This is a genomic window from Pacificispira sp., from assembly GCF_965228185.1.
Classification (GTDB): Bacteria; Pseudomonadota; Alphaproteobacteria; order UBA8366; family Aestuariispiraceae; genus Pacificispira.
On the sequence record NZ_CBDDHE010000003.1, the window covers coordinates 709,696 to 732,264 of the forward strand.

Below are 22,569 nucleotides of genomic sequence, written 5' to 3' on the forward strand. Positions count from 1 at the left end.
CCCGTGCCGGGCTGTTTCATCGGGGTCGTCGGCCCGTCCGGCGCGGGAAAGGACAGTCTGATCGACGCCGCGCGGGCGCATTTCGGGCCCGACGGACCGATCCGTTTCGTCCGGCGCTGCATCACGCGTCCGGCCGAGGCGGGGGGCGAAGATCATCTGGCGGTGGACGACGAAACATTCGTCCGTCTTCAGGCGCAGGGCGCTTTCGCGCTCGACTGGGCCGCTCACGGATTGCGCTATGGAATTCCAGCCGATATCGGCGAGACCTTGTCTGAAGGGCGTGCGGTTCTCGCCAACCTTTCGCGGGGCGTAATAGACACTGTCCGTCAGCGTTTTGAACGCCGTCGCATTATCGTCGTGACCGCCGATCCGTCGATTCTGGCAGAACGCCTGGCCTGTCGTGGTCGGGAAAGCGCAGCGGAAATTTCAGAACGCCTGGCGCGGGCGCCTTATGAGATGCCCGACGGCCCGGATGTGACGATTGTCAGAAACAACGGCGCCTTGATTGAGGCGGAACGGGATTTTCGCGCAGCCCTCTACGCCGCGCTTTGAAGAGCGAACCGGTCGACAATTCGAAACGGCGCCCCGTCCGGGGGCTCGCCATAAATGCATAGATCGTCAATTTGCAGCGGTTGTTCCAGAACCGGCCGAAGCCTCTCTCGCAGCGCCGGTTCGATTCGGTCCGCCTCCTGACGATCCAGGCGGCGTGTCAGGGTAACGTGAAACCGGAAGTCCTCCAGGACATAGGGATAGCCCCATTCCGTCAGGTAACCGTCCTGTCTGGCGGTCAGGCCCGACGCGCGCCGCCGGTCCAGTTCCGCCGCCGGGGCCGGCGCGCGAAAATCGTCCAATTCCATGACACAGGCGGCCGCCAATTGTGCCAGGGTTTGGGAAGGTTCTGCCGGGCAAAGCGCCATGAATCCGCCCAATCGCTTCAGGACGGGGGGCGGCAGGACGATGGCTCGGCTCCGCCCCGAAAGAAGCTCGGTCGCGCGCCGAAGACCGTCAATGTCACGTCCGTCGGCCAACCGAAAAGGCGGCTTCAGCGTTCCATGCAGGGCATAGCGGCGCGGCGCGGATACGAGGTCGCTGTGCGTTTCCGGGGTGAATCCGGGCAGCGGGCGCCAATTCGTATCCCGTCCGGTTTCCGGATCGGTCCCCAGCCACTCGAGTCCAAAATTGTGCAATTCGCTTCCTGGCCTGGGGCCGAAGTAAATCGCATATCGGGCGTATGACATTGCTGAATCCCGGTCCTTGGAAACGCTGGAATATGGTCAGAAAATCGCGACCATCAGCACCGAATTTCGGTGCTTTGTCCATAGGTTGGGTGTGGGTTTCTCAAAAACTTCTGACTTCGATTCATTGATTCGAAAGGAAAGGCGCGCAATACTGACCCGAATGCTTGAAAAGAGCGCTTGGGGGAGTGGTAATGGACAAGCTCAGTGGATTTGTCGCGGGACTGGGAGTCGCGGTCGGTTTGGCGTTTTCCGCCGCCACGGCGCAGGCGCAGACTTTGCCGCAATTTTCCGACTCCAGTCATCTTGGGGTGCAGACCTGCGCCGGGTCCACATGCCATGGCGCGGTCCAGCCCTGGCCCAACTCCTCGGTTTTGCAGAACGAGGCGGTGACATGGGCCAAGCACGACCCGCATGCCGGTGCCTACGACACGCTGGCGGGCGAACGTGCAAAGCGTATTGCCGCCAATCTTGGCATCGGCGACGCGCAGCAGGCGAAAATCTGTCTCGACTGTCACACCAACAACGTTCCCCAATCCAAACGCGCGAAGAATTTCGTCCTGTCGGACGGGATCACCTGCGAGGCCTGCCATGGCGGTGCGGAGAACTGGCTTGGGACCCATATCGCCGGTGTCGGCGGGCATGCGGACAATCTGGCGGCGGGCATGTATCCCACCGATCAGCCGGTGGCGCGGGCGAAGCTCTGTCTGAGCTGTCATTACGGGACCAAGGACAAGTTCGTCACGCACCGGATCATGGGCGCAGGCCATCCGCGTCTGTCGTTTGAACTGGACACCTACACCTTCGCCCAACCCGCGCATTTCCGGGTCGATACCGACTATCGTCAGCGTAAGAGCTGGACGAACGGCGTGAAAACCTGGGCGATCGGTCAGGCCGTGGCGGTGCAGGAGATCCTGACCGCGTTGACCGATCCGGGACGGAATCAGGACGGGATCTTCCCTGAACTGGTATTCTTCGATTGCCATGCCTGCCATCACCCGATGTCGAATCTGCGCTGGCAGCCGCGTGAGAGCGTCGGGCTCGGTCCCGGCATTCCGCGCCTGAATGACGGCAATCTGATCATGCTTCGGGTCGTCGCCGGTGTCATCGATGCCGATCTTGGGGCGAAGATCGAAGCCCAGACCCTGGCGCTGCATCAGGCCTCGACCAAGGGACACGAGGCGACGCTGGCCGCCGCCGACGAATTGAAGGGCACAATGGATGGCCTGATCCAGAAAGTTTCCGGTCACGGCTTCGGCGGCGATCAGATGGAACGCGTCCTGAACGCCCTTATCGGTGTCGGCCTTGAGGGAGAATTCGTGGACTATATCGCGGCGGAGCAGGCGACCTATGCGATCGGGACTGTTATCGCCGCGTTGGAAGCGTCCGGTCAATTGAAGGGGGATGCCCTGGCCCGGGCGAATACCGCGTTGGATGGCGCCTATAAGGCCGTGGAGAATGACGAAAGCTTCAAGCCGTCCGATTACCTGACGGCCATCGAAAGCGTGCGCTCCGCGGTTCAATAGGCTAGAAAGGGCCGATCTTGGGGAGATTGGCGCATTTTTGACAAAGTTCCGCTGAGCCTTCGATAGCAGGGCGGGTGGAGCGGGGCATCGTAAGCGTTGCGGGGACGGTGGCGAGACGGGCAGGCGTCGACCGGTCCCCGGGGGAAGTAGGTGAATGCCAATGGGATTGTTCGGACCCTTCGTCGGCAGGGTGCTTTTAGGGGCGGCTACGGCCGCGTGCCTAGGATTCGGCGCAACATCACTGGCGCAGGCCGAGGAGCCCGGCAATTCGGTTCAAACGGCGGACGTGGCCCCTATCCTGGCCAGCGACCTGCCCAATTACGAATACTATGCCAGATTCGCGCCGAAGTTCGACGGGTCGGACGTACCCGATGCCTATCGCACGCAATGGGACCAAATGATGCTGGGCGAGGGCGGCGCTGCCGACCCGCATATCGACGTCCTGAAGGAATCGCCATTTCCCTCCGCCGCGCTGTGCGGGCGCTGTCATCCGCGTATTTTCACCGAATGGGCGTCCTCGAACCACGCCTATGCGTCGATTTCGCCGATGTTCCACAAATTCGAACAGGCGATCAATCTGTTGAGCTCCGGCACGATCGGCAGCTTCTGCGTCCGCTGTCACCAACAGGTCGGCACACAGCAGGGCGAGCCGCGCGAACTGCCTCTGTGGGAACGGTCTCTCGTCGCGCGTGAAGGGATTACCTGCATCACCTGTCACCGGGTCAACGACGCCTTCGGGAAGGTCAATGGCGAGCGCCACATTCAACCCGGAACGATTTTCGAGCCAGTTTACAATTCCGGCGGCGCACCGGGCCTGGCCGAGGTCCTGGGCGACACCGACTATTACAAGGTGGCGACGGATCCTGAGCAGGAAGGTTATCCCATCCATGTCGCGTCCGAAGTCTTCGAGACGATCGGCGAGTCCGAGTTCTGCGTTTCCTGCCACCAGGTGACGGTCAATCTGGGGATCAAGCTTGAGGTCGTCTGGGATCAATACCGCGACAGCCCGGCCCACGATCAGGGGATCACCTGTCAGGAATGCCATATGGGCAAGATCCCGGGCGAGGCGAAGGGTTATGACACCTGGCCGGTCGCGATTGTGAACGGCCGTGTCGTCGGCGATCCGGACCGGCGCCATTCGAACCATGCCTTCTACGGTCCCGGCTATCCGATCGCGCATCCGGGAATTTTCCCCTTCAACCCGCGCAGCCTGAAATGGTCGATCAAGGAATGGCTGACCTTCGATTACCGCGCGCCTTGGGGCGAGCCCGCATGGGAAGACAAGCTGGCGTCAGGTGAAATCGCGGCGCCGGATTTCCCCGACGTTTGGGCGTCGAGGGAAAACCGCGAAGAGGCCCGCTACATCATCGGTCAGAACGAGAACCTGCTGGAAGACAAGAAGCTGGACCGTTTGGCGGTGATGGAAAACGGCAGCCGTATCGACGGGCCGTTCTTTGACGACGGGCCGCCGCGGACGGGCGAAGATTTCTCCTTCCGCTACCGTGTTACCAATGTCGACCTGGGGCACAATCTGCCGTCCGGATCTTTGGGTGCACAGCCGGAAATCTGGCTGAACGTCGTCCTGATCGGACCCGACGGCGAGCGCGTTTTTGAATCCGGATATATCGACAAGTATGGCGATATGGTCGATCTGCATTCACTGGAACTGGCGGAAGGCACGATTGAACATGACGACCAGCTGTTCAATCTGCAGACCAAGTTCCTGACGACGAATGTGAAGGGAACCGACCGGGAAATGTATCTGCCGGTCAATTTCGATGTCGACCAGCTTCCCTTCCTACGGCCGGCGAATGTACCGACGACGGTCCTGAACCATCCGCCCTTCGTGCGCATGGAAGGGCGTTCCATTCCGCCGCTGGGCTATCGCGATGCAGAGTATACGGTGCCGTCCGAGTTGATGACCAAACCCGGTACTTACAAGCTGCAGGTCCGGATGCGCAGCCGTGCCGAACCGATCTATTTCATGAAGTTCGTCGGTGCGACGATCGATATGGAACAAAACATCAATGCGTGGATGATCGACATTCATCCCTACGCGGTCGAGTTCGAGGTGGAATGAGATGATGCGCGCCTCATTCCTGATCACGGTTCTGGGGACCGTCGCCGCGATGCTGAGCACCGCCGCGCAGGCGCAAGTGCTGCGCCGGGACACCGCACCGCCTGAGACGGTTCTGGAAGAACGCGACGGCAGCCCAAAACATAAGGGGCACCAAGCCCCGCCGGAAATGGACTCCTCCGTCCGGAAGGCAGAGTTCGACCGCGATCAGTTCGGCCCGGATCCCAGTTATCCCGATGTGGATTACGACGTCGAAGAGCAGATCAAGATCTATGGCGGGAAGACGGCATTCGACAGTCCCAGACCGGTATTGGAACTGGGGTTCCCGCAGTATTCCGAAGGTGTGTTCGGGTCCGGCCACAATGTCGTCGGCCGGAAGAACCTCGTGCGGCCGCAATTGCTGGTCTATGGCGATTGGCGGACGGCGGTTGCCTTCAACGACAACGGCAATACGGAAATCGGCCAGATCGCGACCCGATTGAACCTGGACGTCGATCTGAAGATCACAGCCACGGAACGCATTCACATGTTCCTGCGGCCGCTGGATCAGGGCGGGAAGTTCAGCCGGCACGAATTTTTCGGGGACGACCATCAGGAAGCCGACCTTGTTGTCGACGGCAACATCGAGACCCTGTTCTTCGAGGGCGATTGGGGCGCGATCCAGGGTGGTCTGACGGATGAATGGTCCAGCTACGACCTGCCGTTCAGCTTTGGATTGATGCCGCTGTTTTACCAGAACGGCATCTGGGTGGATGACGCCTTCACGGGCGCTGCCTTCGCCATACCGGCCAAGAACTCGCCCATGCTGGATATTTCCAACATGGACTTCAGCTTCTTCGCAGGGTTCGACAAGGTATCGACCGCCGGCCTTCAGGATGCGGACGGCGCCTTGGCGGATCACGCCGGTCGGGTTTATGGCGCGGCGACCTTCATCGAAACCCGCGAAGGCTATCTTGAAGCGGGGCTGGGCTATGTCGACGATCAGCGCGACAGCCCGACACTCAGCAATTTCGACTTCTACAGCGCAACCGCCGCTTGGACGAAGCGCTATGGCGGATGGCTGTCGAACTCCGTCCGCGGGTACTGGAACTTTGGACAGGATCCGGTCAATAACCTGACTCAGACCGCCGACGGTTTCGCCTTCCTGATTGAGAATTCTCTGATCACGCATAAGCCGTCGACCCTGGTCCCCTACGGCAACTTTTTCGTCGGCGTCGATCGGCCCCAACCCTTGGCACGGGCCAATGACGGATTGTTGAAAAATACCGGCATCGCCTTTGAGACCGATGCCCTGACGGGCTTCCCCAAGCTGGATTCGACCGCCCAGGATGCATTCGGCGGCGCGGTTGGCATCGAATATCTGTTCGATCTGTCACGCCAGTTCGTGGTCGAAGCGGCGACGGTACAGCCCTTCGGCGGGCAATCGGATACAATCGCGGGCGACCAATATGCTGCCAGCGTTCGGTATCAGCACAATCTGGACGACCGATGGCTTGTTCGAACCGATGCGATCCGGGGGTGGCTGGACAATGACGAAGACCTGTTCGGTGTACGACTGGAATTGCGCCGCAAATTTTGATCGGGTCGTTTCAGTTTAAGGTAACGGAATATTAAACTCAGCCGCATAGAATCGCCCCGTTGACCTCTGGGGGGGCGGAAATTGTTGAATGAATTTGACCAGAATCCGGTCGATGTCGAACGGCGGGAACTGCGAATCCTGAACGCGTTCGCGGTCGAATTGATCCGTATCCCCAGCGAACGCGAATTGGCCCGCCACGCGGCCTGCGAGGTCGTTTCGGCCCTGGGCTTCGAAGATTGCGCCTTCTATTTTCTCAATGCCCGCGGCACGTCGTTGAAACAGGTTGCCTTCAGCCGCCGTGCGGCCGGATCGCCGCCTGCATCGGCCCGGGCCGTGAGTGACATTCCGTACGGGCGCGGCGTGGTCGGGCGCGTTGTTCTGACGGGCCGCCCGGTGATCATTGGCGATCTGAGCCGCGACCCCGACTATCTGTCCGATGGCGTCGCCATGCAGTCGGCTATCTGTGTGCCGATCCGGTCCGGGGCTTCCATACTTGGGGCCGTCATATGCCGTGATCCGCGGACACGTGCCTTCGGACCGTCCCATCTGGAATTGTTGGAAACGGTCGCGGCGCTGGTCGGTGCGAAGCTGGATCTGTTCCGCCAGACGGATGCGCTTGAAGAAAGCGAACGCGACGCCAAGGACATACTGGATAATCTGAAGGACGTATACTATCGCACGGGCGCGGATGGGCGGATCGAGCTTGTTTCCGCCTCGGCGACTGAATTGCTGGGCTATTCCAATGAGGAGTTGCTCGAAATGGAATGCCGGCTCCTCTATGCCGAACATCAGGACGAAGATCGGTTTATCGAGGAGCTTCGGCGCCAGGGCGGCACGGTCTCCGGCTATGAGATGCAATTGCGCCACAAGGATGACCGGACGATCTGGTGCAGTGTCAGTGCGCGCTATCGCCTTGGGGGGGATGGTGAGGTCATTGGGATTGAGGGCATAGTCTGCGACATCGACCAGAGGAAGGCGCTGGAACAGAACCTGTCTCGCGCCTTGGCGCAGGCGGAAATGGCGAACCGCAGCAAGACCAGTTTCCTGGCGGCAATGAGCCACGAATTGCGGACGCCCCTGAATGCCATTCTGGGATTTGCCGAGGTCATCAACAGCGAGTTTCTGGGACCGATCGGCAATCCGAAATACGCCGAATACATTGCCGACATCTCGACCAGCGGCCGCTTTCTATTGGACCTGATCAACGATCTTCTGGACATCTCCAAGATCGAAAGCGGTGCCTATCAAGTCGATCTGACGACCATTGAAGCCGGCGGCGTTGCAAGCGAATGCCTGGAAATGATGCGGGCAAAGGCGGCGCAGTGCGGGATAATCTGTTCGTTGCATGGGGCGGAATTGCCGGTGGCCGTACGCGCCGACCGGCGTGCCTTGATGCAGGTGCTTTTGAACCTGTTGTCGAACGCCATCAAGTTCACGCCACGCGGCGGCAGTGTCACAGTTGCCCTGTCCCATATTGGTTCAGGCATGGCCGAAATCACGGTTCAGGACACGGGCTGCGGTATCCACGATTCCATGCTGCCGAACCTGTTCGAACCGTTCAGCACGATCGCGAACGATCCGCGTATCGCGCAGGAAGGGACGGGGCTGGGCCTGGCGATCAGCAAATCGTTGGTGACCATGATGGGGGGCACGATTGCGGCGGAGAGCCGTCGCGGTTCCGGTACAATTATGCGCGTTTCCCTATCCATACCGGAAACACTGGACGTGGCGGAATCGGCTTAACTCGCCCCCGTTACTCCCACCGCAGCGCCGCGCTACTGGACGGTTGGGCCGGTACCAGATCTTCGCGGTGGAACCCATGACAATCGGTGCAGGCCGTCCGCGTCTTGCCGCTGGCGAACTCGCCGCCGTGGCAATCCTGGCAAACCGCGACGGACGGCATTAGGACGTCCCGTGAATTGTCGCTGTTCGGTGCCGCATGGCAGGTGGTGCAGGTGCGGTCCTTATGGGCCCGGTGGGTGAAATAGCCCTTCGGAAGCCAGCGGGTTGTCAAATGAACCGGGGCGACGGACCAGTCGCGCAGACCGTCCCCATTGTCGATTTCATGGCATTGGCCGCACAGGCCGCGTCCATAGCGGCCGTCCAGAACTTCCGCTGCCTTCGAATCCGCCCAGTCGAGCGCTTCTTGGCGCTGATCTTCGGTGAGCGCGGTGCCGACGATGCGACGAACCACTGCGGGCGCATCTGTTTCTTCGGCTTTGAACCCGCCGCGCAGCGCCAGGGCGGCGTAAGTATCTTCGACAAACAGTTTGGCCGCAGCGACATCCCCATGAGGCATCACGCGTTCCGGCGCACTGGGCTCGAACTGCAGGCGGTGACAACTGGCGCAGGCCGTCTCGAACCGCACCGGCAACATGGCGACACCACCGGTTTCCGGCTGATGGCAATCACCGCAGACCAATTGCACGCGTCCTTCGCCGCTGGGGCTGCGCATGCCTTTCTCGGTCAGATGTTTGCTGTGCGGGAACTTCAGGTTCGACCGGTCGACCGGCCCTGGCTGAGCCCCGATTTCAAGGCGTTCGAACACCATCGGATCATGCGATTTGACGACGGTCGGATGGAATTCGGGATGGGACTCGAAGCCGCCGACATCTTTCAGCCGGCTATCTGCCGCCACGGTCGACAATTCGTTGTGGCAATCGGTGCAGAAGGTTTCGCCGGAAATGGTGAGATCGTTCCCGTCGGTATGTTCCTTGTGGCAACTGCCGCAGCGCTGCCCTTCCAGCGACGCTACCGGGAAGAGGTCCGGTTCCGCGTGATGGCCGGCATCGTCGTGACAGGCCGTGCAAACCGTGTTGGCGACCTGTTCGAACGCGTTCACATGGCAGGTTTCGCATTGTCCGCCGAAATGGGCATGCACGCCGGATACCGGACCGGACAGCCAGACCTCATCCGCCCGCGCCAGCAGTGTTTCCATTCCCCCGTTGCGGGTTTCTGAAGCCATTGGGTCGATGCCGCCGGTCTTGCTGAAATGGGATGCCACGGGCGCCGCAATGCCGATCCCGACCGCGACCAGGAACATGAGCCATGCCCATCCCCTGATGCCGATACCGATGCGGCTGGTATCGACATTGGACCGGGCCTGTAGGGCGGCGAGGTCGTCGCCGAGTGGCCGCGCATATTCCAGGGAGAAGGCGCCGTCCACGCCGTCCTCGGGTTCGAGGACGATCAGGTCGTACGGGCCCAAATGAATGGAATCGCCGGGCTTCAATGACGCGGCGGAGGTCAGTTTTTCATTGGCCTGGAAGTCGATGCTGCCCAGCGATTCCAGGAACAGGCCACCGGGCCGTTCCGTCATTTCCACGTGGTGCAGAAGAATGCGGGGGTCGGCCAGATGGATTTCGCAATCGGCGCCGCGGCCGAACCGGATGCTGGGCGCTTCGACGATCTCGTCCCGTTGGGCGTAGCCGCCCGAACGGGTCTTTTTCAGCATATGACGAACGAGGACCTTCATGTCGATCTCCGCTCCTTACCAGTAAAAGAAAACGGCGAGGACATGGGCGCAGAGCGTACCAAGAAGCCCGACAGCCAAGGGGACGTGGAAAAACAGCCAGATCCGCAGAATAGCCTGGATCTGCACATCCCGCCGGGCCCGGCGCAGCAGGTTCGATTTTCGCACCAGCAGCGCGATGACCTTGCCGATATTTGGGTCGTCGATGCCGGTTTCGGCGTATTTCGTTTCCATCAGCCGCTGTGCCTTGCCGGTCGGGCAGGCCGGGTCCCGGCCGGAAAGCTTGCGGAAAATGCCGCCGCCGATGCAGGTTTCCTGCGCGGCGCGCAGCAGAGCCTCGCTGACTTCCTGCGGCAGATGCTTGCTGGACTCCCGGATTTCCTGATCCAGTTCGGCGATCTGGGTCATCATGCCGTTCAGGGTCAGTCCCGCCCGGTTGGCGGTCATCAGGCGGGGATAGCGGGCATAGACGTAAATTCCGAATATGCCGCTGGCGACGGTCAGGAGCACCAGGGCATAGGCCGCGGTGTGGATATTCCAACCAACCTGGAAACCGGTGTGCAGGGTCGTCAGGACGACCAGGGCCATACCCAGATAGACATGGGCGGACAGCCAGGCCTTCAACCGGGTCGCGCCCAGCGCATATTGCCGCTTGCGGACGCCGAACCAGGTCAGCCATAGGACGATCGCGGCGGATAGGCCGCCGAGAGTATATCCCAGCCAGGTACCGCCATTCGGGGCTCCCAGCGGCCGGTGCCAGATATAGGCGACGACGGCGGCGACCACGATCAGCAGGGCCAGTTTGAAGTATTTCAGGCCGCGATGGACCAGGAAGCTTTCATGCACTGCCGGGTCGCTCATCGGTCCAGCTCCCCCCGGTGCTCCATCACGAAACTCATGAAATCCGCAGGCTTCACACGGACCGCTGCGCCGGTGGGACAGGCCCTGACACAGGCCGCGCCGCCGGATATGTCCTTACACATATCGCATTTCACCGCCGTCTTACGGGCGTCCTTGGGGGCGCTGGCGCGGTAGGACTTGTCTTCGCCCGGTCCCGGCCCGGCACCGAAAAGCAGCCAGGATAACAGCCCCGGTTTTCGGGGAGGCTCCGGCGCCATCTGGATGACGTCATAGGGGCAGTAGCGCTGGCAATTGCCGCATCCGATGCAATCGTCGGTGATATAGACCTCACCTTCCTTGTCGCGTTTCACGGCGTCGGGCGGGCAGTCGGACATGCAGTGCGGATGTTCGCAATGGCGGCAACTGGTCGGCACATGGACATGGGCAAAAGTCGGTCCGGCCTCGCGGTCCAGGCGGGAGACGCCGCCATGGGTTTCGGCGCAGGCCTTCTCGCAATTGTCGCAGCCGACGCACAGCGATTCGTCGATCAACAGGACATCCGTCGCCTCGCCGATGCCTTCGCCCATCAGGAACTCGATGATGCTGCCGGCCTCCGGCTTCTCCAGCATCTTTTCGGTTTCGACGACGCGCTCGCCATATCGGTCCTGAACCTCGGCCTTCAGCGCGGGATGGTCCGCCATCAGCTTGCGGAAGGCCTCGCCGTCGATCTTGATCGTCTCACAATCGACAGCGGCCTTGATGCTGGCGATACGTGGCATGTTCGACATAAGCGCCATTTCGCCGACGTAGTTTCCGGCCGCGCGATAGGCCAGCGCGACCTCGCGCCCCGCAATCCGCTTCGACACCAGAACGGAGCCTTTGCGGATCAGATGGATGGCGTCGCCTTCATCGCCTTCCTCGAAAAGGGTCTGCCCTTTCTTATAGGATTCCAGTGTCGCGGATTTGGCGAGCTCTCGAATGGAATCCCGGTCCAGGGAACTGGCGATATAGGCCTGGATCTGACGGACAACCGCTTCCTGGTCCATTGTCTGGCGCAGGCTGGGGACCGACGCGCGCAGCTTCAGCATGGTACGGCGCGGTGTTTCGATCAGGATCGTGTCGTCGGAATTCGACGTGATCGTCGCGGAACGCGGCCGGCCCGCGATCAGCCCCATCTCCCCGAAAAAGGCGCCCTGTTCCAGCACCACGTAATTGTCGGGATTCTTTTCGTCGATATGGATGCGGACGGAACCCTGGAAGATCGTGAAGACGCTGTTGGAATAGTCGCCGCGTTCGAAGACCGTTTCTCCGGTCTTCGGCGCCGTCACGGCAGATTCGACGATCATCTCGCGCAGCATCAGAGGGTTCAGTTCCGCGAAGATCGGCAGGCGGGCCCGCGTCTCGGCCAGGAAGGTGTCGGTATCGAACCCTTGGACCGGTTTCAGGCGTTCGTGGATCAACGGTTCGTCGGCCGGGTCCAGCACATTGCCGCGAATATATTCGATGACCTCGTAACCCTGGTTGATCGCCTGCTTGATCAGCGGATATCCGCCCAGCGCGCCGACGATATAAAGTCCCGGTACGTTGGATTCGTAGGTCTTGCTGACCTCCGGCAGAGCATTGCGGGCATCCGACGGAAAAGAGACACCGCAGGCTTCGACGAAGCGCCGGGGCGGCGATGCGCCCAGCCGCGCGATGACGCGGTCGCAATCGACAGTGATTTCGCCATCCGGCGTGTCGAATGTCAGATTACCGGGCGCGCAGCGCACCGAGTCCGAATTGTAGATCGGCAGAATGCGGCCACGCTCGATTTCCGCCAGGATCGCGGATTCGTTGGCTTCCTTGGCGCGCGAGAATTCATCGCCGCGATTGGCGATATAGACGGTGTTGTGACCGCACAGCCCCAGGGCGTTTTCAATCGCTGCATCGCCGGCGCCGATCACGATGATGGTTTCGTGTTCGTATTCGTCCGGGTCGTCTAACTGGTACTGCAGATGGGTTGCCGTTTCGGAACCCGGAATGCGCAATGTGTTCAGGTTTCCCTGCAGCCCGATCGCCAGAACGACATTGTCCGCCTGGATCAAGGTGCCGTCGGTCAGGGTCAGGTCGAATCCGCCCCGTTCTCCGGTGATGGCACTGACTTCGGCATTGTAGCGGATGTTGACATTGTGCTGCTGCAATCCCGCATTCCAGGTCTCAAGGACCTCTTCGCGGCTGCCCATCGAGAACGCGACTTCGGCACGCAATGGCAACACGTCCGGCGTCGCCATGACGTGCTTGCCTTTCTGGAACTTGAAGATTGTATCCGACGCATGGTCGGCCTTTTCCAGGACGATATGCGACATGCCGTTCGCCGCGGCCCGGCAACCCGCACTCAGCCCCGCCGGACCGGATCCAACGATGGCGACTTCAAACTTGGCGGCACTTTCCCCCACAGGTACGCTCCCCCTGACAACAACTACTTTGCGTCCCGCTGTGACATTCAGTGTAGGACATGAAACAGGGCATCGGTAGCCCTAATTGGTCAAAATTTATGGACACTTGCGGTCAGGAACGCCTGACCGGCATTGAGATAAAGTCGCAAGGAAATTGGGGAGACTCCTAATGGGGCGCGGAAAACTCACCGTTATGGCTTCTGTCCTGGCGCTGTCACTTTCAGCCTGTGCGCAACAAGTTGCGACACCGCCTGTCGGTACTGTGTCGATCGCGGACACATCGGCGAGGGCGTCAGAGATTGACGATGTGGCGCGCCCCGCGGCCTATCCCGACACACTGCCGACGCTCCCTCTGCCGGCCGATCGACAGAGGCTTTTCCAGGCGGGCGATACAAATGCCTTGGAATTGCCGGTAGACGCTTCTCTGGCGGAGGCCTATCGGGCCTATTTCGCCGGAGAAGGAGAGGCGGCCCTTTCCGCGTTGGCGACGGCGAGCGTCGAATCACCGCTGAAGCGGTTCCATTTATCGGCTCAGAAAGTCCGGACGTTGATCATGATGGGCCGGGCGGCGGAGGCGGAAACCGAAGCCGCCAACACGGCGCTGCTGGAGCGCGCGGTCCTTGGGACCGAGGTGAATGCCCTGGCCCTTAGAGCCGAAGCACGGCTCTGGCTGGGCGATTACGACGCGGCGGAGGCGGATGCCTTGGCCGTGGCGGCGGCGCTGCAGAACTGGGTGCTGCCGCACAGTTTCGGCGGACCGCCTACGAATATGGCGGAAATCGTGCTGCTGACCACGGCCCAGCTAAGGGCCTACACGGTTCTGTCCGGGCTATATGTCTTGCGGAACGAGGGCGATAAGGCGCTGCCGTGGGCGGAGGCTGCGGAGCGCGGCTACAATACCGTCCACACCGTGGCGGCGGACTCCCTCTATGGGATCTACTTCAAGTCCTATCCCGAAAGCTATTACGGCCGGGCCTTCAACATGCTGTTCCGCGGCGCGGCGAGTGCGCTGACCGCCGGGGATTTCGCGGCCGGCGCAGAGAATTTCAGCGCCGCGCGCCGCTACTTCGATGCGATCGGTTACCGGGCGGGCAGCGTGTCCGTCGCCGCCCTCGAATCCTGGGCGCTATACGTGTTGGATCAGGATCGGGACCGTGCCTTGGCGGTGTCGGAGGAGGCCGTTCAACTGGCAGCCGATTCCGGCTTTCCGGATTTCATTTGGCGCATATCGACCTTGCGCGGCGAAATTCTGCTCGATCAGGGCCGTTTAGCCGATGCCGAAACCGCCTTCCGCCGGGCCGACGCTTCCGTCGATCTGGTGACGGGGGCCCTTGCCACCGACCGCGCGAAGCTGCGATTCGGCGTCGGTAAGGAGACGATCATTCGTCGACTGGCCTGGTTCGATGCGCGGGCCGGCAACATGGATCGCTTGTTCACGGATCTGGAGCGGGCGCGGGCGCGCGCCTTCGTCGACATGCTGGCAGACCGTCCGGTCGCACGGGGACGTGGCGGCGCGCTGGTGGATACCATCCGTGATTTGGACGACGCGATCCGGCAGGCGCGCATTCGTGCCTTGGCGCCGCGCGGCGCGGGCGATGGCTTGGAAAGTGAAATTGAACGGCTCATGGCAGAACGCCGCGATACCGTGGATCGCCTTCGGCAGACGGACCCCGACCTGGCCGATGTTCATGCGGTGCGTGCCGCCAGCCTGGCGGATATTCGCTCCCGCCTCGGCGAGGAGGGGGCGTTGCTCTATACGCTGCCGGTCAAAATGGATGAGACGATCAAGTTCCTTGCCGTCGATTCCGCTGGCGCTAGATTGATGCAGAGCGGTGCGACGGCGGGTGAGATCCGGGAAACGCTGATCCAGTTCCGCGAGGCGGTACAGCTGGGCCGCGCGCCGATGCAGCGCAGACTGCTGGCCCAGTTGCAGAGGCAACTTCAGCTTGGGCAATGGCGCATCTACAAGCGGCTCTATGTCGTGCCCAGCGGCGACATGTATTTCATCCCCTGGGGCGCGCTGCCGGATCTGGGGCGGGTCGCGGTTATTCCGAACGGCGGCTGGCTGTTGCGGGACGGAATGCAGAGCGTCAAAGGGGGGCAAGTCGGGCTGGTCGGCGACCCTCAGTTCGGCGGTGCGTTGCCGCAACTCGATGGCGCGCGGCAAGAGGTCGAAACACTGGCATCCATGTTCAACACAAAGCCGATGATCGGTGCCGCAGCGACTGTATCGGGCCTTCGGCAGGCGATCGGAGATCGCGCCAAGGTCTTGCATTTCGCGACGCACGGGACCTTCGATGCCAATTCGCCGCTCAAGTCGGCCCTGTATCTGTCGGACGGTGCCGGTCCCGATCCACTGACGGCGGCCGATATTTTCGAAGACCCGCTCCCGGCCGAACTGGTCGTTCTTTCCGCCTGCGAGACCGGTCTGGGTGAAGCGGTGGCCGGTGACGATTTCCTGGGGCTTGCTCGCAGCTTCTATCTGGGCGGCGCCGACACGGTCCTTTATTCGCTATGGCCGATTTCCGACGAAGGAACGCGGGAGTTCATGACGGCATTCTACAGGCATGTCAGGTATTCCAATGACCCTGTGTTGGCCTGGGCGGATGCGACCGCGCGGCTGCGGGACGAGGGCTATCCCCCCTCCGTCTATGGCGCATTCATCGTCGGCGGTGCCGTCCGCTGATCGCAAGCGGGATTAGACGCGCTCGAACCGGACGGGGAAGCGCGCCCGAATCTGGGCATCGACATCGGCCGGAATATGGTCCGGCTTGTGCTGGGCCAGGATCTCCGCCGTCTTCTTGACCGCCCTTTGGACGACGCTGGGCGAACCCTGTTCCACCCATTCCTTCGGGCTCGTCCGGTCGCCGACCGTCGGATAGACATAGTCCCGCTGCATGCGGTCGATGGTCTGATCGTGGCCCAGATAGTGCCCTGGACCTTTCAGGCAGACCTGCCGGATCGCTTCGACCGACAGGGACGCCTCGTCGGTTTCGATGCCGCGTACGGTCCGCAGCGATGCGCCGATTGCGTCGTTGTCGATGACCACACTTTCCAGACAGAAGCCCAACAGGCTGGCATGCATGCCGGCCGATTCGTAGACCAGATTGGCGCCGGAATTGCCGACCAGCGCGTAGTTATAGCCTTTTTCATAGCCTGACTGGGCGTCCGGAATTTTCGAATCCGCCATCCCGGCGCAAACGCCGCCCGTCAGATCATAGAAATTGGCCATCTGGGCGCAGGCCGACATCAGCAGGGCCTGTTCGCCGCTGCCGCCGGACATCGCGCCGGTGCGCAAGTCCGACACGAAAGGCCAGGTTCCGAATATGCATGGATGGCCCGGCTTGATCGAATTGACATAGACGAGGCCGGCCAGAACCTCCGCGACTTCCTGCACCACCGCCCCGGCCAGCGAGGCCGGGCTGGTCGCGCCGGCCTGACCCGCGGCCAATAGCAGGATCGGCATGCCGCCATGAACGGCAGCCTCCAGGCAGCGGCAGGCGTCTTCGGCAAACTTCATCGGCGGGACGACGAAACAGTTCGACATGCTGACGAAGGGGCGGGCACGCCATTTCTCCTCACCGCCTGCGATCAGATGAAGCGCCTGCAGAGATGCCTCGAAATGCTCGGGCAGGACCCAACTGCTGCCGACGTGTTTCGAAGTTCCAGAAACAGAGGCATAGCAGGTGTTGAAATCCATCTCGAACGGATCGGGCAGGTCCCGGCAGACGATAGAGCGTTGATAAAAATGGATATGATCCATCCGGTCCACGACACGGGCGATGTTGTAGAGGTCGGCGGTGGTCGAGTCGCGGTACTTGCCGGTGATCGGGTCGACCATATGGACGGCGGCGCCGGCGGTTCCGAAATAGACCTTCTGACCCCAGGGTTCCATATCGTGTCGCGGGTCCTGGCCGTGCAGGACGAAGCGCCGCGCGGCGATCGACAGCGTGTCTTCCACCAGCGCGCGCGGGATGCACAGGCGCCCATGATCGTTCAGATAGCCGCCGCGCGCCGTGACCGCCTCGATACAGGTCGGAATGGCGTCGGCGAGGCCGACCGTTTCCAGGATATCCAGCGCCGCGTGGTGAATACGCAGGATATCCTCGTCGTTGAGGACACGATACCGGCCGCTTTCCATACCCGGACGGACAGGGCGGATGTCTTCTGCCAGAGGGGCCGCCCGCAGAGCCTGGCGCGCCAAACGTCCGCCGCGCCGTCGGCCGGCACCTTGATCCGATTGCGCCGCGTCGCTGACCGGGGGCTGCGCCGAGGGTTGGGCCGTGGACGACATGGGCGGGCTCCTTTTCTCTGGCCGCTTTTCTGGACGATCAGATTAGGGGCGCGCCCTACGGCTCGACAAACGCGATATTTTCAAATATCGGTCAATTGAACTCACTTGAGTGGATTTTTTGGTATCGCTTCAGTTATGTTGCGGTGCAAGATTTCCGGGGGAAACTCATTGAAATTGCAAGTGTTCGGGGCAGGTGTCTGTTGAGTGAGACTCAAGATAGCATTCAATGGCGGCGACGCATGCCGTCGCTCAGTGCGTTGCGGGCTTTCGAAGCAGCCGCCCGTCACGGCAGTTTTCGTTCGGCGGCGGACGAACTGAACGTCACTCATTCTGCGATCAGCCATCAGGTGAAGGCGCTGGAGGAGAATCTGGGCGTGCCTCTATTCTCCCGAGGCGGCCGGGCGGTCCGATTGACCGAAGAGGGGCGCATTCTGTTCCCGGTCCTACGTGAGGCGTTCGACGGCATTGTCGCAGGGACGGATCTGCTGCGCCGGCGGCAGAGCGGCGGGACGCTGACGGTCCAGGTCTATGTGACCTTGGCCGTCCGCTGGCTTTTGCCGCGTCTGCATGGATTTGCGAAGGCCCATAATGAGGTGCAAGTCGCGCTGGCGACATCCTATACCGATTGGGATTTCGCGCGCGGCGAGGTCGACGCCGCGATTCTGTTCGTCGAACATCGTCACGCCGATCTGGACTATACCCCGCTGGGCAAGGCGCGCTTGTTTCCGGTCTGTGCGCCGTCTCTCCTGGAAAATGGTCCACGCTTGCGGGAACCTGCCGATTTGCGCGCTCATAGGTTGTTGAACGTCTATCCCGCCAAACACGATTGGCCGGATTGGCTGGCGGCGGCCGGGGTGACCGATTTGGAGCCTGATCTCGCGGGGCCGCGCTTCGACAGCTATCTTCTGGCATTGGAAGAGGCGGCGGCGGGTGGGGGTGTGTCGCTGACGACCCAGGCCTTCGTCGCGGACGATCTGGCGCGCGGCCGCCTTGTCATTCCCTTCGATTTGAAGGTCGACAGCCGGGCTCCCTGGTATCTGGTCTGTGCCAAGGAAAGGCGCAACGAACCGCGGATCGTGAAGTTTCGGAACTGGCTTCTTGAGACAGTGGGCAACGAACCCGACGGGTCGGGGTTTGAGTAGCGCCGTCAGCGAAAATCCGGACTCGCGTGCGGGCTTTTGATCCGTTATTAAAGAGTCGCTCAGAAGGGCTGAAGAGAGAGAATTCGAACAACCATCGGATAGAGGGGCTTCGGTCGGGGCACGGCGAACGCCGAGTCGCGGGGGCAGACACTGGATACGGATGACGGGTTTCAAGACGGGGGCGCGTGCGCGTTCCGGCCTTAAGAAAAAACTTATGCGCCTTTTCCGCGAGCGCGAACTGATCCTCCGATCGGAAGGAAAAGTTCGTTATCTGCGGCTGAAACCGATTCCTCAGATGCTCATGGCCGGTACCGCCCTGACGCTGTCGCTGTGGCTGGCGGGCGCGAACGGCGTCGCCTGGATCCAGGAAATGCGGATCGAACGCAAGGAGGCGGAGATCACCGAAGCGCGCGTCGCCTATGAGCGACTGCGCGGCGAACTGTCGACCTATCAAGATCGCATCGCCAGTCTGGCGAAGGACATTCTGGCCCATAGCGGCAATGACGACCCGGCCACGGGCGGCGTCAATCTGGACGAGTTGACCGCGGTTACCGCTGGAATCGAAGGGGCCTTCGATCGGATCAACCGCGACCTGGACCTGACCGAAGCCGACCGCCGCCGTATCATCCAAAGCCGCGATTCGCTGCATGATCGGATCGCCGAGCTGGAAACGGCGCTGACCGAGGCACGGCTGCGTGTCGCAAGCCTGCAGACCGACGTCGTCCGGCGAGACCGTCAGTTGGAGGTTGAGCGGGCGGAGATCGAGGCTTTGACCGACAGCCGCGACGACTGGCGCGGCAAGGCGAAATCGCTGGATTCCGATCTGGCTTCCGCGCGCAATCAGATCGCCAGCCTCGAGAGCGAGTTGGAACTGACCGTCGCCGCGCTGACGGAGGAACGGTCCCGGGTCGAAGATTTGGCGGACATTCGGACGCGCCTGACGCGCCAGGTCGATTCGCTGGAATCCGGACTCAGCATGGCGGAAGTGCGCGGCGAACGCTTGGCGTCCAATGTTGCGCAACTGACGGAGAACCTGAAGGCGCTGGAAAGCGAACGCGTAGCGATGGCGGGGGAACGCGAATCGCTGACCTCCGACCTGGCGATCGTGGAGGCCGAGTTGAGTCTGCACCAGACGGCGACCGAGCGGTCGCGCGAGCGCCTGGAAGCGGTGATCGTCCAGCTGGCTGACCTGACCGACGGCGAAGTCGGTGTCGAAAACGATGTCAGCGGTGCGCTGCAGGCATTGGAAGTACAGATCGGCGACCTGGCGGCGGAACTGCGCACGGCACGGAACAACGCTGCGGATATGGAAACCGCGATTGGCGACGTGGTGGTCGGCCTGGCCCGCGTCGCCGGCGATTCGCCGACGCGCCTGGATCTGGTGGAGGCGCCGGAAGCCAAGGTGTCCCTGACCCATGAATTGCTGAACGCGGTAGCCAGCGTCCAGGAGGATCAGCACGAATTGATCCTGCGCCTGACCGAAGAGGCCGATGGCGGTATCAGCCGCAATGAATCGATCCTGAAAATGGCGGGCATGGATGTCGACACCCTGCTGCGGCTGTCGGGTTACGAAGCCGGTGTGGGCGGACCGCTGGAAGTCATGCCGGAAGACATCGCTCCGGCCGCGGGCCCGGTACAACCCTTGTCGGGCGCCAGCGTACTGGCCGGCGATATCGAAATCCTGGAAAGCCGCTTGTCGCGGATGGCGGCCCTAAACGAGCTGATGCGCTGTGTGCCTCTGATCTCACCGGTGGACAATTTCCAGATGACGTCGCCCTTTGGGCCGCGCAAAGATCCGATCACCGGACAAACAGCGATGCATAAGGGGATCGATATCGGCGGTTGGGCCGGTATCAAGGTTCATGCGTCGGCGCCTGGTGTGGTCACTTTTGCAGGGCGCAACGGCGGCTATGGCTACATGGTCGAGATCGACCATGGCTGCGGCATCAAGACGGTCTACGCCCATCTCAAGCGCGTGAAGGTCAAGAAGGGCGATACGGTCGAACATCGCATGGTGGTCGGAACCCTGGGCAGTACCGGGCGCAGCACCGGGCCCCATGTTCATTTCGAGATCATCGTCGATGGCAAGGAAGTGGATCCGGAAAAGTTCATCGAAGCAGGCCGGCATGTTCACAAAATCTAAGTCTCCCGTGTCGACATCGTCTGGCGGCGCGCCAATCGCTGGAAAGCCTGGGCGGTCGGGCCCGCCGTCCATCATAGCGTCCGACATGCGCGTTCTGGGGGATCTGGAGTCGGAAGGCGACGTTCAGATCGACGGCCGGGTCGACGGGGATCTGCGGACGCGGACGGTGACGATCGGGCAGGGCGCGACGGTCAACGGCGCGATCTATGGCGAAACGATTCGCATCGCGGGAACGGTTAACGGCGAAATCCGGGGCGGCAGCGTCATTCTGGCCGATACCGCCCGGGTGATCGGCGACATCCATCACAAGACCCTGTCGATCGAAGCCGGGGCCTTTCTGCAGGGCCTCTGCAAGCGTGACGGCGAGGAAGTTCCCGCCATTCCGGACAATGCCGCCAATCCGAAAGCCGGCAACGGACGAACGAAACCGGTCGCCTGACGGGGCCGGAAATCCTACCAATTTCGGCGTATGGCGCGTTTATCGCGTCCAGCTGTCATCTGGCGCACGGCGCCAGGCGGAAAGAACGCGGTCGGCGCCGGTTCGGTCGATCCGCTCGAAATAATCCATGATCTTGATGTAAGCGGAGGTCTGCCGGTATTTCTCCGGTTCCCCGCCGCCCTGCAGAAAAGCGAGCAGATCGCCGAAATTCTTGCGGTCGAATCCGACCGCCTTGCAGGCGATGGCAATGGCTTCCGGTCCGGAATCGTACAGAACGCGCGTCGCACCCTGTTCCGTCAGGTCGGTGACCTCCTGAAACAATTCCTCGAAACGGAACAGGTCGTTCTGTTCCAGTGCACCGACCAGCAGTCGGGGATGCGGTTTGAACCCAAGCCCACCCCCGGACCCGAAGCCGTCCGGCTGCTCCAGGGGAGAGTAGAAATCATCCTGTTCCAGCGCCTCCGCGACGGCTTGGTCGACGACGGATTCCATATCCAGATCGAAGGCTTCGCCGCTTGCCGTAATCTTTTCTTCCAGCGCCTTGCGCATGGTGAAACCGACGAATTCGTACATTTTGCGCGCTTGCGCGGCGCTCAAATCCCGGCGTTGGTCCAGGGGCGCTTGCAGGGCCTCGTCCTCCTTGGACAGGTTCACGACATCTTCCATCGTGCGTTCGGAGAACTGGGCGCCATGATTGCTGAGTGCCGCGGCGATGACGGACGAGTTCTCAGTCCGGACCAAGGTCTCCGTAACCTTCGGTGGAATAACTTCGCGCTCAGCGATGGCAATCTGGTGCGATTCCGCCTTGTTGATGATCATGTTGATCAGGTCGTCATCCTGCAGCACGACGCTGCGGACGATAACGGGGCGGGCAACTTCGATCACGTCATTGGCCAGACGGACGATCAGGTCATGCGGTGCGTCGCGCTGGTCGGCCAAGCGGTTGGATAGAGCGGCGCGGACCTGGGTTTCGACATCGCGGATCAGCGCCGAGATGATGTCATAGGCGAGAGACTTTTCCTTGTTGGATAGATCGCGCCCGGTTTTCAGGCACAATTCCCCAATCGCCTCGGCAAGCGCCGAACGATCCTCGCGCCGCGAACTTCGTGCGACGTCTACCAGATGTTCAACCGGAATGTTTCTCATTCCGCACCTCGTTGAGGCGGGCGTCTTTCCTGCGGGTTCTTCCGCTTGGAAAAGGCGTTCCATCACCCCATTGCGCGTACCCCGCGCGTCTCGCCGCCCACCCCACCATACGGCGAGCGGTATGATAGGATAACGCGATTCTGCGAGCAAGGAGGATAATTTAGCGGATATTTCGGCGATGCTTTCTGCACGCTAAGTAATGTTATGGAATAGTCGCTTTCCCTTTTATCTGGCCTTGGCG

General features: G+C 61.6%; 15 protein-coding genes. 9 read left to right on the forward strand and 6 right to left on the reverse strand.

Features of this window, described 5'->3' with window-relative positions; translation table 11 throughout:
* Positions 1–3 precede the first annotated feature (3 nt).
* Positions 4–552: a phosphonate metabolism protein/1,5-bisphosphokinase (PRPP-forming) PhnN gene (phnN, locus tag ACO06O_RS07015; RefSeq protein WP_421877715.1), complete on the forward strand. Its 549-nt coding sequence runs from the start codon at positions 4–6 to the stop codon at positions 550–552.
* On the opposite strand, the gene ACO06O_RS07020 is transcribed toward phnN, so the two are convergent.
* On the reverse strand, positions 537–1,238 hold the full coding sequence (locus ACO06O_RS07020; RefSeq protein ID WP_421877717.1) for a DUF1045 domain-containing protein: 702 nt from the start codon (positions 1,236–1,238) through the stop codon (positions 537–539). The two genes, phnN and ACO06O_RS07020, sit on opposite strands and share 16 nt — an antisense overlap.
* A gap of 191 nt (positions 1,239–1,429) precedes the next feature.
* Here ACO06O_RS07020 and ACO06O_RS07025 point away from each other — a divergent pair, with 191 nt between their 5' ends.
* The 4 genes from ACO06O_RS07025 to ACO06O_RS07040 all read left to right on the forward strand — a co-directional run bounded on the left by ACO06O_RS07025 (position 1,430) and on the right by ACO06O_RS07040 (position 8,160).
* The gene (locus ACO06O_RS07025; RefSeq protein WP_421877719.1) at positions 1,430–2,761 is read left to right on the forward strand and encodes a multiheme c-type cytochrome; all 1,332 of its coding nucleotides are present in this window, start codon (positions 1,430–1,432) and stop codon (positions 2,759–2,761) included.
* Positions 2,762–2,921: 160 nt separating this feature from the next.
* On the forward strand, positions 2,922–4,841 hold the full coding sequence (locus ACO06O_RS07030; RefSeq protein ID WP_421877721.1) for a multiheme c-type cytochrome: 1,920 nt from the start codon (positions 2,922–2,924) through the stop codon (positions 4,839–4,841).
* A 1-nt stretch (position 4,842) separates the two neighbouring features.
* On the forward strand, positions 4,843–6,417 hold the full coding sequence (locus tag ACO06O_RS07035; RefSeq protein ID WP_421877723.1) for a hypothetical protein: 1,575 nt from the start codon (positions 4,843–4,845) through the stop codon (positions 6,415–6,417).
* 81 nt (positions 6,418–6,498) lie between these two features.
* Positions 6,499–8,160, forward strand: coding sequence for an ATP-binding protein (locus ACO06O_RS07040; protein ID WP_421877725.1), 1,662 nt, complete (start codon positions 6,499–6,501; stop codon positions 8,158–8,160).
* A 10-nt stretch (positions 8,161–8,170) separates the two neighbouring features.
* On the opposite strand, the gene ACO06O_RS07045 is transcribed toward ACO06O_RS07040, so the two are convergent.
* The 3 genes from ACO06O_RS07045 to ACO06O_RS07055 are packed head-to-tail and all read right to left on the reverse strand — an operon-like array spanning position 8,171 to position 13,164.
* The gene (locus tag ACO06O_RS07045) at positions 8,171–9,892 is read right to left on the reverse strand and encodes a cytochrome c3 family protein (RefSeq protein WP_421877727.1); all 1,722 of its coding nucleotides are present in this window, start codon (positions 9,890–9,892) and stop codon (positions 8,171–8,173) included.
* A 15-nt stretch (positions 9,893–9,907) separates the two neighbouring features.
* Entirely contained in the window at positions 9,908–10,750 is an 843-nt protein-coding gene (locus ACO06O_RS07050) for a hypothetical protein (RefSeq protein WP_421877729.1), read from the reverse strand.
* The gene (locus ACO06O_RS07055; protein ID WP_421877731.1) at positions 10,747–13,164 is read right to left on the reverse strand and encodes a cyclic nucleotide-binding domain-containing protein; all 2,418 of its coding nucleotides are present in this window, start codon (positions 13,162–13,164) and stop codon (positions 10,747–10,749) included. The genes ACO06O_RS07050 and ACO06O_RS07055 overlap by 4 nt, the downstream gene beginning before the upstream one ends.
* A 307-nt stretch (positions 13,165–13,471) precedes the next feature.
* Between ACO06O_RS07055 and ACO06O_RS07060 the strand changes: the two genes are divergently transcribed.
* Positions 13,472–15,850, forward strand: a complete 2,379-nt coding sequence (locus tag ACO06O_RS07060; RefSeq protein ID WP_421877733.1) for a CHAT domain-containing protein — start codon at positions 13,472–13,474, stop codon at positions 15,848–15,850.
* A 12-nt stretch (positions 15,851–15,862) separates the two neighbouring features.
* Here ACO06O_RS07060 and ACO06O_RS07065 read toward each other — a convergent pair whose 3' ends face one another.
* Positions 15,863–17,458, reverse strand: a complete 1,596-nt coding sequence (locus tag ACO06O_RS07065; protein WP_421877735.1) for a trimethylamine methyltransferase family protein — start codon at positions 17,456–17,458, stop codon at positions 15,863–15,865.
* Positions 17,459–17,697: 239 nt separating this feature from the next.
* On the opposite strand from ACO06O_RS07065, the gene gcvA reads away from it, so the two are divergent.
* The 3 genes from gcvA to ACO06O_RS07080 all read left to right on the forward strand — a co-directional run bounded on the left by gcvA (position 17,698) and on the right by ACO06O_RS07080 (position 21,182).
* Positions 17,698–18,600: a transcriptional regulator GcvA gene (gene gcvA / locus ACO06O_RS07070; protein WP_421877737.1), complete on the forward strand. Its 903-nt coding sequence runs from the start codon at positions 17,698–17,700 to the stop codon at positions 18,598–18,600.
* 214 nt (positions 18,601–18,814) lie between these two features.
* Positions 18,815–20,743, forward strand: coding sequence for a peptidoglycan DD-metalloendopeptidase family protein (locus ACO06O_RS07075; protein ID WP_421877739.1), 1,929 nt, complete (start codon positions 18,815–18,817; stop codon positions 20,741–20,743).
* Positions 20,727–21,182 (forward strand): bactofilin family protein, encoded by a 456-nt coding sequence (locus ACO06O_RS07080; RefSeq protein WP_421877741.1) that lies wholly within the window; start codon positions 20,727–20,729, stop codon positions 21,180–21,182. Before ACO06O_RS07075 ends, ACO06O_RS07080 begins: the two co-directional genes overlap by 17 nt.
* 39 nt (positions 21,183–21,221) lie before the next feature.
* Here ACO06O_RS07080 and ACO06O_RS07085 read toward each other — a convergent pair whose 3' ends face one another.
* Positions 21,222–22,328, reverse strand: a complete 1,107-nt coding sequence (locus ACO06O_RS07085) for a DUF2336 domain-containing protein (protein ID WP_421877743.1) — start codon at positions 22,326–22,328, stop codon at positions 21,222–21,224.
* Positions 22,329–22,569 lie beyond the last annotated feature (241 nt).